Annotated in this window: 12 protein-coding genes; 4 read left to right on the forward strand and 8 right to left on the reverse strand. The window is 58.8% G+C overall.

The window, feature by feature from the left end:
- Positions 1-166 precede the first annotated feature (166 nt).
- On the forward strand, positions 167-1,537 hold the full coding sequence (locus tag Q0J75_RS01980; RefSeq protein WP_297196270.1) for a radical SAM protein: 1,371 nt from the start codon (positions 167-169) through the stop codon (positions 1,535-1,537).
- A 79-nt stretch (positions 1,538-1,616) separates the two neighbouring features.
- Here the strand turns inward: Q0J75_RS01980 and Q0J75_RS01985 are convergent, their stop codons facing one another.
- The 6 genes from Q0J75_RS01985 to larA all read right to left on the reverse strand — a co-directional run bounded on the left by Q0J75_RS01985 (position 1,617) and on the right by larA (position 8,454).
- Positions 1,617-2,330 carry a FadR/GntR family transcriptional regulator gene (locus tag Q0J75_RS01985; RefSeq protein ID WP_297196272.1) on the reverse strand — a complete coding sequence of 238 codons (714 nt, stop codon included), beginning with the start codon at positions 2,328-2,330 and terminating at the stop codon, positions 1,617-1,619.
- A 238-nt stretch (positions 2,331-2,568) separates the two neighbouring features.
- Positions 2,569-3,711, reverse strand: coding sequence for an acyl-CoA dehydrogenase (locus Q0J75_RS01990; protein WP_297196275.1), 1,143 nt, complete (start codon positions 3,709-3,711; stop codon positions 2,569-2,571).
- A 135-nt stretch (positions 3,712-3,846) separates the two neighbouring features.
- On the reverse strand, positions 3,847-4,851 hold the full coding sequence (locus tag Q0J75_RS01995; RefSeq protein WP_087338814.1) for an electron transfer flavoprotein subunit alpha/FixB family protein: 1,005 nt from the start codon (positions 4,849-4,851) through the stop codon (positions 3,847-3,849).
- A gap of 15 nt (positions 4,852-4,866) precedes the next feature.
- Positions 4,867-5,673: an electron transfer flavoprotein subunit beta/FixA family protein gene (locus tag Q0J75_RS02000; RefSeq protein ID WP_087338817.1), complete on the reverse strand. Its 807-nt coding sequence runs from the start codon at positions 5,671-5,673 to the stop codon at positions 4,867-4,869.
- A gap of 22 nt (positions 5,674-5,695) precedes the next feature.
- The gene (locus Q0J75_RS02005; protein WP_297196277.1) at positions 5,696-7,117 is read right to left on the reverse strand and encodes an FAD-binding oxidoreductase; all 1,422 of its coding nucleotides are present in this window, start codon (positions 7,115-7,117) and stop codon (positions 5,696-5,698) included.
- A 62-nt stretch (positions 7,118-7,179) separates the two neighbouring features.
- Positions 7,180-8,454, reverse strand: coding sequence for a nickel-dependent lactate racemase (larA, locus tag Q0J75_RS02010; RefSeq protein WP_297196279.1), 1,275 nt, complete (start codon positions 8,452-8,454; stop codon positions 7,180-7,182).
- A 384-nt stretch (positions 8,455-8,838) separates the two neighbouring features.
- Here larA and Q0J75_RS02015 point away from each other — a divergent pair, with 384 nt between their 5' ends.
- Positions 8,839-10,398 (forward strand): L-lactate permease, encoded by a 1,560-nt coding sequence (locus Q0J75_RS02015; protein WP_297196281.1) that lies wholly within the window; start codon positions 8,839-8,841, stop codon positions 10,396-10,398.
- A 74-nt stretch (positions 10,399-10,472) separates the two neighbouring features.
- Here Q0J75_RS02015 and Q0J75_RS02020 read toward each other — a convergent pair whose 3' ends face one another.
- Together Q0J75_RS02020 and Q0J75_RS02025 are read right to left on the reverse strand one after the other, a co-directional pair.
- Complete coding sequence (locus Q0J75_RS02020; protein WP_297196283.1) at positions 10,473-11,165, reverse strand: ATP-binding protein; 693 nt, start codon at positions 11,163-11,165, stop codon at positions 10,473-10,475.
- Between the two features lie 142 nt (positions 11,166-11,307).
- Positions 11,308-11,556 (reverse strand): IreB family regulatory phosphoprotein, encoded by a 249-nt coding sequence (locus Q0J75_RS02025; protein WP_087338832.1) that lies wholly within the window; start codon positions 11,554-11,556, stop codon positions 11,308-11,310.
- A gap of 244 nt (positions 11,557-11,800) precedes the next feature.
- Between Q0J75_RS02025 and Q0J75_RS02030 the strand changes: the two genes are divergently transcribed.
- Together Q0J75_RS02030 and Q0J75_RS02035 are read left to right on the forward strand one after the other, a co-directional pair.
- Positions 11,801-12,268 carry an RNA polymerase sigma factor gene (locus Q0J75_RS02030; RefSeq protein WP_297196285.1) on the forward strand — a complete coding sequence of 156 codons (468 nt, stop codon included), beginning with the start codon at positions 11,801-11,803 and terminating at the stop codon, positions 12,266-12,268.
- Positions 12,269-12,271: 3 nt separating this feature from the next.
- A complete protein-coding gene (locus Q0J75_RS02035; RefSeq protein WP_297196286.1) occupies positions 12,272-13,741 on the forward strand; it encodes a serpin family protein in 1,470 nt (489 codons plus the stop codon).
- Positions 13,742-13,760: the final 19 nt, after the last annotated feature.

Consider the following 13,760-nt stretch of genomic DNA (forward strand, 5'->3'; position numbering starts at 1 on the left):
AACTATATAAAACAACGGAAGGATTCTGAATGCTTTTTAAGCAAACTGCCGTTTTTGTATAGAGTTTGGACAGGATTCGGGTTTTGTCTATTTTCATTTTTCAACAAAAACGGTATTATGACCACAATGCTAGGTATTGTTATGCCGTGAAAGGGGAAAAGAAAGAATGAAGATTCCTGACAGTCTGAAGCGCTACGGCCTGGCCAAGGTGTTCGATTATTTGGATAAAGATCCCATGAACAACATGAGTAAGGTCATGGAGCTGGTCAATAAATTTTCGGGAGACACCCTGACCACCCAGCGTGAGGCGTTTGATAATGCCATCAACGATAAGAACTCCTGCTGGCATCAGCTGATCGAGAAGGTGTGGACCCAGACCGATCCCGATGTGCTCAAGACTGTGTTCAACAACTTCTTTGTCAACGCCAACCTGGTGGGCTGGCCCAAGCAGGAGAAGATGCGGGAGAAGTACGGCTGCAACATTCCATGGGCCATTCTGCTGGACCCCACCTCTGCCTGTAACCTGCACTGTACCGGCTGCTGGGCGGCGGAGTATGGCAACAAGCTGAACCTGACCTTTGACGATATCGACTCCATCATCACCCAAGGCAAGGAACTGGGTATCTATATGTACATCTACACCGGCGGCGAGCCTCTGGTGCGTAAGAAGGACATCATTGCCCTGTGTGAGAAGCATGATGACGTGGCCTTCCTGTCCTTTACCAACGCTACCTTGATTGACGAGGAATTTTGCCAGGATCTGCTGCGGGTGAAGAACTTTATTCCCGCCATCAGCCTGGAGGGCTTTGAAGAGGCCAACGACAGCCGCCGCGGCCAGGGTGTGTACGAGAAGGTCACCAACGCCATGGCCCTGCTGAAGAGCCACCACCTGCCCTTCGGTATTTCCACCTGCTACACCAGCGTCAACTACAAGGACATTACCAGCGAGGAGTTCTATGACAAGATCATCGACCTGGGCGCCTACTTTGTGTGGTTCTTCCACTATATGCCCGTGGGCAACGACGCCGCGCCCGAGCTGATGCCCACTCCCGAGCAGCGGGAGGAGATTTATCACCGCATCCGCCACTTCCGTCAGACCAAGGCTATCTTTGCCATGGACTTCCAGAACGACGGTGAGTATGTGGGCGGATGTATCGCCGGCGGCCGCCGTTACCTGCACATCAACGCCAACGGCGACGTGGACCCCTGCGTATTTATCCACTACTCCGACAGCAACATTCATGAAAAGACCCTGCTGGAGTGCCTGCAGTCTCCGCTGTTCATGGCCTACCATGACAACCAGCCCTTCAACGACAACATGCTGCGGCCCTGTCCCATGCTGGAGAATCCCGAGTGCATCGAGAAGATGGTCCAGGAGACCGGCGCGCACTCCACCGATCCCCAGTCTCCTGAGACGGTGGAGCACCTGACCGAAAAGACCCATCCCTATGCCGACAACTGGAAGCCCACCGCCGATAAGCTGTGGGCGGAGTCCCATCCCGGCTGTGCCGGCTGCACCGCGTGCAGCGGGAAGTAACTTACATCCATAAAAATGAGGCCCTGTCGCGATGTTGCGGCAGGGCCTCATTTTTATGGAACATCTGGTTGTGACAGAGCTACAGGATCTTGCGGCCTGCCAGTTCATATTTTTGAATGGAGGCATTGACGATTTCAAAATGGGTAAAAGTAGCCCGGATGGCGCCCATTTCATCGTGATTTGTCAGGGCGGTGGCCAGCTGGATGTGGGCGTCGTGGAGCAGAACAGCCTGTTCTTTGTCGTCCATGATACGGACATAGACTGTGCCGATAAAATCGTTGACAGTGGCCCGAATCGCGCCAAACACCGAGCGGATCAGCTTATTGCCGGAGGCCTCGCACAGCAGGTTGTGAAATTCCTGGTCATAAAGGGAGGCTTTGGCCGCGTCTGTCTCGTCCCGCATTTTGACGGCCAGCTCCATCAACCGGGCGGCCTGTCCGGGCAGGATACGGTTGGCGGTCAGGCGGGCGGTCTCGCTCTCCAGACCGCGGCGCAGCTGGCTGACCTGGAGATAGTTGGTCTCGCCCAGCAGCAGCATCATACAGAAGCTGGCACTGAGATTCTGTTCCAGATCGCAGGTGAGAAAGTTGCCCGCGCCGTGTACGCTGGAGACAAAGCCCATCAGGCTCATGGTACGCAGGGCCTCCCGCACGGAATTGCGGCTCACCCCCAGAAGCTCCGCCAGTTCCCGCTCCGGCGGCAGCCGCTCTCCCCGCTGAAGAGTGCCTTTCCAAATCTCGCTTTGGATATAATTTACTACCTTTTCATAGGTGCGTTCCGATCGTTCGTTCATGAAGCCTCTCCTAGGTGCATAATATGCCATCTCGTCATGGCTTGCGTAAGGCAAAGTATAACATAAAACAAGTGTGCTTACAACTGAAACCAACCGGAAGGGGAGGGGGAGAAAGACAGAGACACCGGCAAGGATGGATCGGCCTTGTCGGTGTCTCTGCGTTACATATGGAGGAAGACGATACGCGGAGCAGGTCCGCGAGAATAAACCGGGCAAGCGGTTTATTCACAAAAGGAAATTATTTGACGCCCATCCAGCCGGAGATGACCATACGCTGGACCTCACTGGTGCCCTCGTAGATCTCGGTGATCTTGGCGTCGCGCATCATGCGCTCAAAGGGATACTCACGGGTATAGCCGTAGCCGCCCACCAGCTGTACGCAGCGGCGGGTCACATCGCTGGCAGTCTCGGAGGCAAAGAGCTTACCCATGGCAGCCAGATGGCTGTAAGGCTCGCCGTCCTGCTTGGCCTGGGCGGCGCGGTAGATGAGCAGCCGGGCGGCGTCCACTTTGGTCTGCATATCGGCCAGCTGGAACTGGGTGTTCTGGAACTGGCTGATCCGCTTACCGAACTGGATGCGCTCCTGGGTGTACTTGACGGTCTGATCGATACAGCCCTGAGCGATGCCCAGCGCCTGGGCGCCGATGCCGATGCGGCCGCCGTCCAGGGTCATCATGGCGATCTTGAAGCCCTTGCCGACCTCACCCAGCAGGTTCTCCTTGGGCACCTTGCAGTTATCGAAAATCAGCTCGCAGGTGGAAGAGCCCCGGATGCCCATCTTCTTCTCGTGGGCGCCTACGCTGAAGCCCGGGGTGTCCCGGTCCACGATGAAGGCGGAGATGCCCTTGGTGCCCAGGGACTTGTCGGTCATGGCGAAAATCACAAACACGGAGGCATAGCCGGCGTTGGTGATGAAGATCTTGGAGCCGTTGATGAGCCAGTGGTCGCCCTTGTCCTCGGCAGTGGTCTTCTGCATGGCGGCATCGGTACCGGCGCCGGGCTCAGTCAGGCCGAAAGCGCCCAGCTTCTCGCCGGAGCACAGAGCGGGCAGGTACTTCTGCTTCTGCTCCTCGGTGCCGAAGTGCTCAATGGGCCAGCAGCACAGGGAGGAGTGGGCGGACACCATAACGGAGGTGGTGGCGCAGTGCTTGGCCAGCTCCTCACAGCAGGCGATATAGGTCAGATAGCTCAGACCGGCGCCGCCGTACTCCTCAGGATAGGCGATGCCCATCATGCCCATGTCAGCCAGCTTGTGCCAGGTCTCCTCAGGGAAACGCTCCTGCTCGTCGATCTCGGCGGCCAGAGGAGCCACCTCCTTGACAGCAAAGTCATGGAGCATATCAATGATTTCCTGCTCTTCTTCGTTAAACTTAAAATCCATAACGCAGCACTCCTTATGAATGGCGCGGGCCCGGCCCGGATGGTTCCGGCGGGAAGGGGATGGGGGAGAAGGGAAGAGAAGGTGCCGCCCAAACGTTGGGCCCCAGGTCCGCATAGGTGATTTGGAAAATCTGGATCAGCCCTTGCGCTTCTTGATCTCGGCGGTGAGGGCGGGCAGGACCTCAAAGAGGTTACCCACGATGCCATAGTCGGCCACACCAAAGATGGGGGCGTCGGCATCCTTGTTGATGGCCACGATCACATCGGAGGCGCTCATGCCGGCCAGGTGCTGGATGGCGCCGGAGATGCCGCAGGCGATGTACAGCTTGGGGCCCACGGTCTTGCCGGTCTGGCCCACCTGATGGGAGTGCGAGATCCAGCCCGCGTCCACAGCGGCACGGGAAGCGCCCACGGTGGCGCCCAGGGCCTCGGCCAGCTCACGGACGGGGGCAAAGCCCTCAGCGCTGCCCACGCCGCGGCCGCCGGCCACGATAATGTCGGCGCCCTCCAGATCCACCAGCTCGCCGGCGGTCTCCTTGATGACCTCCAGGATCTCGGTGCGGATGCCCTCAGCGGGGAAGGAGAAGTCCACCTTGGTGATCTCGGCCTTGGCCTCACCGGCGGCGGGCTTCTTAAACACACCGGGGCGGACGGTGCCCAACTGGGGCCGGTGATCGGTGCACAGGATGGTGGCCATCAGGTTGCCGCCGAAGGCGGGACGAGTCCAGGCCACACAGCCGGTCTCCTCGTCAATAGCCAAGCCGGTGCAGTCGGCGGTCAGGCCGGTTTGCAGGCGGCTGGACAGCCGGGGACCCATGTCCCGGCCGTTGGGGGTGGCGCCGATGAGCATGGTGGTGGGGCCATAGGTCTCCACCAGATGATCCAGGGCGGCCACATAGGCGTCGGTGGAGTACTGACGGAACTCCTCGCCATCCACATAGAGGACCTGGTCCGCGCCGTGGCAGGCGGCCTCTTCCACTGCGGCCTTCACACCGCAGCCGATGACCACAGCCACCAGCTTGCCGCCCTGCTTGTCGGCCAGCTCCCGGCCGGGATTCAGCAGCTCAATGCCCACGTTCTTGGCGGAGCCGTCCTCTTTGGTCTCAACAAATACCCAAAGGTCCTTGGTTTTCGCTTCCATATTGTAACGCCTCCCTTAAATCACATGGGCCTCGCTCAGCAGCGTGAACAGCTTCTGAGCGGACTCTTCGCCGGTCTCTTCCTTGATGACCACACCGGCCTCCTTGCGGGGAGGCACAAAGGTCTTCTTGACCTTGGTGGGGGAGCCCTTCAGACCGGCCCGGGCGGGGTCGATGTTGGGCAGCTCGGCGGAGGTCAGGTTCTCAATGACAGCCTTGCGGGCGGCCATTTTCCGCTTGATGGTGGGGAAGCGGGGGTCAAAGGAGGGCTTGGTGAAGGTGATGAGGCAGGGAGTCTTGACGCCGATGAGGTAGTTGCCGTCCTCACCCTCCTTCAGGATGTGCAGGGTACCGTCGGCATTGGTGGCCTCCAGGGCATAGGTAACCTGGGGATAGTTGAGCAGCTCGGCCAGCTCGGGGCCAACCTGAGCGGTATCGCCGTCAATGGCCTGCTTGCCACAGAAGATAGCGTCAAACTTGAGTCCCTCCAGCTCTTCCACCTTGGAAATGGCGTTGTACAGGATGTAGCTGGTGGCCAGGGTGTCCGACCCGCCAAACATCCGGTCGGTGACCAGATAGGCCTTGTCGGCGGCAATGGCCAGAGCCTCCCGCAGAGCGGCCTCCGCCTGCTTGGGGCCCATGGACAGCACCACGATACGGGTATCGGGGTCCTGGTCCTTGATGCGGGCGGCGGCCTCCAGGGCGTAGCCGTCAAAGGGATTGATGATGCTGGGGACGCCGTCCCGGACCAGGGTGTTGGTGACGGGGTCGATCTTGATCTCCGTCGTGTCCGGGACCTGCTTGATGCATACCAGAATATTCATAGCAAAGCTCCTTTCTCAGCGCTTACAGGGTGCAGCAGACCTTGCCGGGGTTGAGGATCATCTTGGGGTCAAAGACCTTCTTGATGCCCTGCATCAGGGCCATATTCACCGGTCCCACCGCCTCAGCCAGGTACTTGACCTTGCCGTAGCCGATGCCGTGCTCACCGGAGATCTGGCCGCCCAGCTCCATGGCCTTCTGATAAATGGCGCTGAGGAATTCATCCACCTGCTTGCGGAACTCGCCCTCCTCCATGGTGTTGGAACACTCATAGATGTGCAGGTTACCGTCGCCGGCGTGACCGAAATACTTAACTTCAAAGTCATACTTGCCCTTGATCTCATTGACAAAGGCCACATAGGGGGCAATCTTGTTGACGGGTACCACCACGTCACATTCGTCCAGCAGCTTGGTCTGCTCCTCAATACCCTCCAGGAAGGAGGAACGGGCAGCCCAGGCGTCTTTCAGCTTGGGCGGGGTGTCGGCAATAAGCACGTCCAGTGCGCCCTCTTCCACCAGCATCTCGGCGGCGCTCTCCACGATGGGGTCCAGCTCGTCCATGGACTCGCCGTCGAAGGTAAGCAGCAGATAAGCGCCGGCCTCCACGCCCTCGATCTGGCGGGGGAAGACCTGCTTGCCCAGATATTCCTCGGAGGAGACCAGGATCTCCTTCTCAAAGAACTCCACAGCCTGGGGCTTGAAGTGGTGCATGAACACCTTGGGCACAGTGGAGATACAGGCGTCCAGGTCCTCAAAGGGCACGATAAGGCTGACGGTGGCTTTGGGGGCGGGGATGAGCTTCAGGGTCATCTCGGTGATAATGCCCAAAGTACCCTCGGAGCCAACCATCAGGTTGGTCAGGCTGTAGCCGGAGCTGGTCTTGGAGACGGTGCTGCCGAAGTGGGTGATCTCGCCGGTGGGGAGGACCACGGTCATGGCCCGGACATAGTCACGGGTAGCGCCGTACTTCACGGCCCGCATACCACCGGCGTTGGTGGCCACGTTGCCGCCCAAGGTAGCCATCTTCTCGCCGGGATCGGGGGGATAGAGGCAGCCGTGGGTAAGGGCGTCGTCGGCCAGCTGCTGGAGGAGGACACCGGGCTGAACGGTAACGGCGAAGTTCTCCAGGTCATAATTGAGGATCTTATTCATCCGCATGGTACACAGCACCACGCCGCCGCACACGGGGGTGCAGCCGCCCACCAGACCGGTACCGGCGCCCCGGGTGGTAACGGGGATGTTGTTATCATAGCAGATCTTGACAATACCGGCCACCTCTTCGGTGGTGAGCACGTCGATGGCTACCTCGGGCATTTTGACGCCGTAGATGGGCATCTCGTCCCGGGCATAGTCGGGGTTCACATCCTGACCGACCACCACACGGCCGGGAACGACTTGCTCCAGCTGGGCAATGATTTCAGGCGTGACAGGATTGTACGTTGCCATAAGTAAAACCTCCTCCATATTGCTGTTACTTCAAAATGAAAGACTAATATGCGAGAAAAAACTTACTCCCGCACCATCACCGAAATACCGTTGGGAATGACCACCAGATGGGCATCCGGTCCCTTGGCCTGACGGGCCCGCTCCAGAGCGGTGTCCACATCGGGGGCCCACTCCATCTTCATGTCCTCAATGGTCTGGCGCTGCTCGGGCACGGTGACGTAGATCACGCGGTGCTTACACAGCACACGGGCCAGGATCTGGAACTCCCACTGGTCGGGCTTGGTGTGGTCCTGAGGCGTGGCCAGAATCTCCTCGGTCAGGGCCTGGGGGGAGGAGGCGTCCCGCAGGGCATGATAGAAACTGTCCCCGCCGGCCCCGTCCATGCAGGAGCTGACCATGATGAGCACCCCGCCCTCGGCTGCGGCGGCCTCCGCCGCAGTGAGGCCCTTGACGCTCTGGTAGATATTCTGATCCAAGGGGTAGCCGCCGTTGCTGGAGATGACGATATCGCCCCGGCGCTCCGGCTTGACCTGACAGTAGCCCAGCAGGAAGTCGCAGCCTTTGCGGTGGGCGGTCTCCGGGTCGCCGGCAAAGGCGGCCACTACCTTTTTGTCCTCATCAATGATGACATTTACGATATAAGCCAGCTTGGCCATCTTGGCGGCGGCCAGCATATCGGTGTGAAGGGGATTGCCATCCAGTACGCCGGTGCGGGCGTAGGGGGAGGCGATGAACTTGGAGCAGTGATTGCCCAGTACGGTGACCTGATCGCACACGCCGGGGAGCACACTCTTGCGGCCGCCGGAGAAGCCGGCGAAGAAGTGGGGCTCAATGAAGCCCTCGGCCACCAGCAGGTCGGTTTCCACCGCCAGCCGGTCAATCACACAGTCGGCGCCGGAAGGGAGCACGCCGATTTTCACATTGGAGGCGGGGTCCCGGCTGTCATGGATCACAATCTTCTCATGCTCCACAATGTCCTCGCCCAGCTTGCCCACCAGCTCTTCCTTTGTGGTGGGTCGGTGGAAACCGGTGGCCACCAGCAGGGTGATCTGGATGTTGGGATTGCCCCGGCGCAGCTCCCCCAGCATGTGGGGCAGGATATGCTTGCTGGGGACGGGACGAGTATGGTCGCTGATGATGATGGTACACGTCTTTTTTCCGGCGGCCAACTCATACAGGGGTTTGGATTGAATGGGGGAGGCCATGGCGGTCAGAACCAGACCGTCTTCGGTGTCAGAGGCGGTCAGCTCCCCAATGTGGGAGGTGAGGACCTCTGCCCCGGACAGATCGGCGTGAAGGGTCATGCCGGCTGTTCCGAAGGGGATCGTAAGTGCCATTGCAGTTACCTCCTTAGCGTATCAGATCATGGTGGTTAAATTGGTTCGACCACTTTGTTGCTGACAACACTTTACCACATTTTTTGAAAAAAGCAATCCCTGGTTTTCATTTTCTCTCATATTCCTAAAATTGAAGATGAGATTTATGCAAAATGATAATTTTGAACGAAAATAAGGAAATGTTATAGACATTCTTCACATGAAATCTTATAATAAATACTATCTAGTTTATAGATGGCCGGCCTGAGATGGATAGCGCTGGCCATAGAATCAAGGAGGGATTGGCCGAGAAATTTATTTTTTATTTAAACTGGTAGAACCAATAAAAAGGAACTGCCGCCCGGATGCGGACGGCGGCGGGAGAAGAAGGAGGTCCCGTTTTCTATGACATTGCTGATGTCTGTACTTACTCTGCTGCCTATTGTCTGGCTGGTCATCGCTTTGGCTGTTCTGAAGATGCCGGGCCATCGGGCCTGTCTGATCGCGCTGGTCATTGCCGCTGTACTGGCCCTTACCCTGTGGAAGATGCCGCCGGTGGACTGTGTGACCTCAGCGCTGGAGGGCTTTGCGGCGGCATTGTGGCCCATCATCCTGGTCATTATCGCCGCGATCTTCACCTATAATCTGTCTTTGCGCACCGGCGCTATGGACGTCATCAAGCGGATGCTGTCCAATGTGTCGGGGGATAAGCGGGTCATCATCCTGCTCATCGGCTGGTGCTTCGGCGGCTTTTTGGAGGGTATGGCCGGCTTTGGTACCGCAGTGGCGATTCCCGCCGGTATGCTGGCCGGTATGGGTATGGACCCGGTTCTGTCCTGCTTGGTGTGTATGCTGGCAAACGCCTTCCCCACGGCCTTCGGCTCTGTTGGTATCCCTACCACTACGCTGGTCAGCGTCACCGGCCTGGATGCCATTCCGCTGGCCTTCACCACCGTGGTGGAGATGGCGCCCTTTATGATCCTCATGCCCTTCCTGATGGTCATCGCCGGAGGCGGCGGAATCAAGGCTTTGAAGGGCGTGGTGGGCATTACGCTGGTGGCTGGGCTGTCCTTCCTTCTGCCTGAGCTACTGGTGTCCTACTTCCTGGGGCCTGAGCTGACTGTGGTAGTGGGCAGCGTGGTCTCCCTGGTCTGTACTTTGTTGATGGCCCGGACCCGCAAGGGCAAGGCCATTCCCCAGGAGTATCAGATGACAGGAGGCCAGACGGCCCAGGAGGCAAAGGAGAGCGCCATGTCTCCGTTGGTTGCCTTTCTGCCCTTCCTGCTGATTTTCGTCCTGCTGCTGGTGACCTCCAAGCTGGTGCCGCCGGTCAACAGCTTCTTGGCCCAGTTCTCCTCTTCCTTCCAGATCAGCACCTCGGCGGCGGCGGGTTTGACCTCCTTCAGCTGGGTGAATACCCCCGGTGTGATGATCTTTGTGGCGGCCATCATCGGGGGGATCGTCCAGAAGGCCAGTGCCAAGCTGATGTGGCAGACCTTCCTGGATACCCTGAAGCAGATGAGCCGCACCATCATCACTATCATGGCGGTGCTGGCGGTGGCCAAGATCATGACCTACTCCGGCATGATCTCTGATATGGCCGGCCTGTTTGTCTCCATCACCGGTGTGTTTTATCCCTTTGTCTCTCCTATCATCGCTGCCATCGGCGCCTTTGTCACCGGCAGCGGCACCAATACTGAAGTGCTGCTGGGCCGGCTTCAGTCGGAGGCGGCGGTGGCCATCGGGGCCTCGCCCTACTGGCTGGCGGCAGCCAACTCGGTGGGCGCGGGCATCGGCAAGATCCTCTCGCCCCAGTGCATCGCCACTGCCGTGGCGGCAGTGGGCCTGGTGGGTCAGGACAGCAAGGTGCTGGCCGCCGTGCTGAAGTGGGCGCTGCTGATGCTGGTGCTGGCCTGTATCCTGGTGGGCTGCTTCCAGTGGGTTGCCCCCTATCTGGTGGGGTAAGCGTATCAGTATAAAAATCCCCTGTGGAAACCTGTTTTTCAGGGTATCCACAGGGGATTTTGCTGTCTGGTATGTTATTGCAGGGTACCGTCGGGGGAAATCACCACCACATGGAGAGGAATGTCCTTTCCGCTGGCGGCCACAGCGGTCTGGACTGCCCGCTGGATGCCGCCGCAGCAGGGTACCGTCATGCGGACCACAGTGACTTCTTTTACATGATTGCTCGCCAGGATGGCGGTGAGCTTTTCCGTGTAATCCCCTTCGTCCAGCTTGGGGCAGCCGATCAGGGTCACCTTGCCTTGGATGAAATCCTGATGGAAGCTGCCGTAGGCGTAGGCGGTGCAATCGGCGGCGATGAGCAGGTGGCAGCCGTCAAAATAGGGGGCATTCACCGGGGCCAGCTTGATCTGGACCGGCCACTGGCGCAGCTGGCTGGGGACAGTTCCGGCGGTGGGGGAGGGGGCCTGATGCTCTGGGCGGATGGTGCGGCTCATGCTGCCAGGGCAGCCACAGGGCTGGGGCGCGGCCTTTGCCGCCTTGGCGGCCAGTACGGCGGCGTGGTCATAGGCCGGGGCCTCCCGTTCCTCAAAGGTGATGGCTCCGGTGGGGCAGGCGGGCAGACAGTCTCCCAGTCCGTCACAGTAGTCCTCCCGGGTGAGCTTTGCCTTGCCGTCCACCATCTCAATGGCCCCTTCGTGACAGGCGGCGGCGCACAGGCCGCAGCCGTTGCACAGAGTCTCGTCGATCTTTATGATTTTGCGTTTCATTTGGAACGCCTCCTTGCTTCTGAGTGAGGATAGTATACCAGACACACCTTCCCATATCTGTTGCAGCGGCAACAAAAAAGAAAAGATAGATGGAAAAAGGCGCGCTGCTCACATACAGCGCGCCTTTTGGGATTCCGCAAGGTCAGTCTCTGAGATACTGCTTGACCAATTCCTGCAACAGCTCGTCCCGATCCAGCTTGCGGATCAAGGCCCGGGCATTGTTGTAGTTGGTAATATAGGTCGGGTCCTCCGAGAGGATGTACCCCACGATCTGATTGATGGGGTTGTATCCCTTCTCCTGAAGGGAGCTGTATACGGAGGTCAGCACCTCTTTGATCTCAGGGTCCTTTTCGTAGCGGATGCTGAATTTACGGGTATAATCCGGCTCCATACCTATCACACCTCCCGGTTAAAATCTAATCCTCATTGTAGCCGAAAAACTGGCCGCTGTAAAGAGGGGCAATGAAAATTTATCAATCTTTAAGATGTTGGAAAGAAAACATCGGACGCGTTGCAACCATTTGATGGGAACCGTGGTATTATTGGTACCAGAGGGCCGGAGAGGGCCGCTGTCCATGGGCATGGGCGGCGGGGAACCGACGGGACCTGGATGCCCAAAAGAGAGGTGAAGCGCCATGACAGACGAGAGGAGCGCCCGGGCACAGATAGACCGCTGGGGGGATATGGTGTGGCGGCTGGCATTGGCCCGCACCCGCCATATTCAGGACAGTGAGGATGTATTTCAGGAGGTGTTTTCCCGTTTCTTTCGACATCAGGAGAACCTGGACAGCGACGAGCATCGAAAGGCCTGGCTCATCCGCTGTACCCTGAACTGTACCAACACGCTGTTGTCCGCTCGCTGGCGGACTCACCTGCCTCTGGAGGAGGCGGTAACCCAAGCTATGGAGCCGGAGGACCGGGAGGTCTATCAGGCAGTGCTGGCCCTGCCTCGGAAATACCGTACCGCTCTCCACCTGCACTATTATGAGGGCTACTCGGTGACAGAGATCGCAGCCCTTACCGGGGCCCGGGAAGGGACGGTAAAAAGCTGGCTGTCCCGGGGCCGGGAGAAGCTGGCGGTGGAACTGAAAGGAGATGACTGACCCATGATGGAGCGCTATAGACGAGCCAACGAGGTTCTCCACCCCACCCGGTCTGCCATGGAGCGGGCGATAACGGGGGAGAGGCCCCGCCGGAAGAAAAAGCCCCTGAAAGCCCTGATCCCGGCGGGTGTGGCAGGTGTGGCGGCCATTGCCCTGTTAGTCACTGGGATTCCGGGCTTGTCAAGCGGCAGCGGGCCGCTGGGGGGCAGCGCCTACGCCATTGCCCTGCCGGAGTATCCTGATCTGCCCCAATACCCCACCGAGCCGCTGGGAGGCGATGAGGCCGCCTGGGAGCGGTTCAATCAGGACTTTGATCTCTATTGGAACGCCTGGCGGGATTATCAAGAGGAGGTTCCTGCACTGAGAGATACCCCCGCGCTTATGGAGGCGCTGGAGGACTTTACCGAACAGAGCACCACTCTGGCGTTGGCAGGGGAGGATAACCGGGTATATTCCCCCATATCCCTGTGGTTTGCCTTGGCCATGCTTGCAGAAACCACCGGTGGAGATACCCGGCAGCAGGTACTGGATGTTTTGGGGGCCTTTGACACGGAGCAGCTGCAAGAGTGGGCGGACATTTTGTGGCACACCCTCTATCTGGATGACGGTACTGCCACGTCCCTGCTGGGTACCTCTATCTGGCTCAATGAAGACATAGGATTCCACCAGGATACCCTGAATATTCTGGCCAAGCACTACTATACCGGCTCCTACCAGGTGCCCATGGGCACCGACAAGGCGGACAACGCGCTCAGTGCCTGGGTATCGGAACAGACCAAAGGACTGATCGGCTCTGACGGCAAGGTGCTGGAGACCAACACTGACACCCTGGCGGTACTGGCCTCTACGCTCTATTACCAGGCGGGATGGAGGAATGAGTTTCATCCATCCAACACGAAAGAAGACGTTTTCACCGCCGCTGACGGCACCGAAACCAGGGTAGATTTCATGCACATGACCCAGGATGCGACCTTTCTGCGGCAGGACGGCTATCAGGCCGCTTCCCTGAGTACCACCTTTGGACAAATGATCTTTGTACTGCCCGACGAGGGTATCAGCCCTGCCGGTCTGCTGGCCGATCCGGAGTTTTTGAAGGAGACCACCGATTTTGAGGATGGCATTTATGGTGAGGTCCAGTGGTCGGTGCCCAAGTTTGACGTCAGCTCCGACCTGGACCTGAAAACCACCCTGGAGGGACTGGGCATCACCGATGTATTCCACCCGGAGGTCTCTGATTTCTCCCCTCTGACAGATTTGGAGCCGGTGTGGCTGGACCAGGCCAAACAGATCGCCCGGGTAAAGGTAAACGAGGAAGGGGTAGAGGCTGCCGCCGTCACGCTATTGGCGGACAGTGGAGCATCCGCCCCACCGGAGGACCCCAAGGTCTGTATCATGGATCTGGACCGGCCCTTCCTCTTCCTGATCCAGGCTGAGGGCGTCACCCTCTTTGTGGGTGTGGTGGAACAAGTATAGGATACAGCAACAAAACGGT

It is taken from the genome of uncultured Flavonifractor sp., from assembly GCF_944385615.1.
GTDB lineage: Bacteria > Bacillota > Clostridia > Oscillospirales > Oscillospiraceae > Flavonifractor.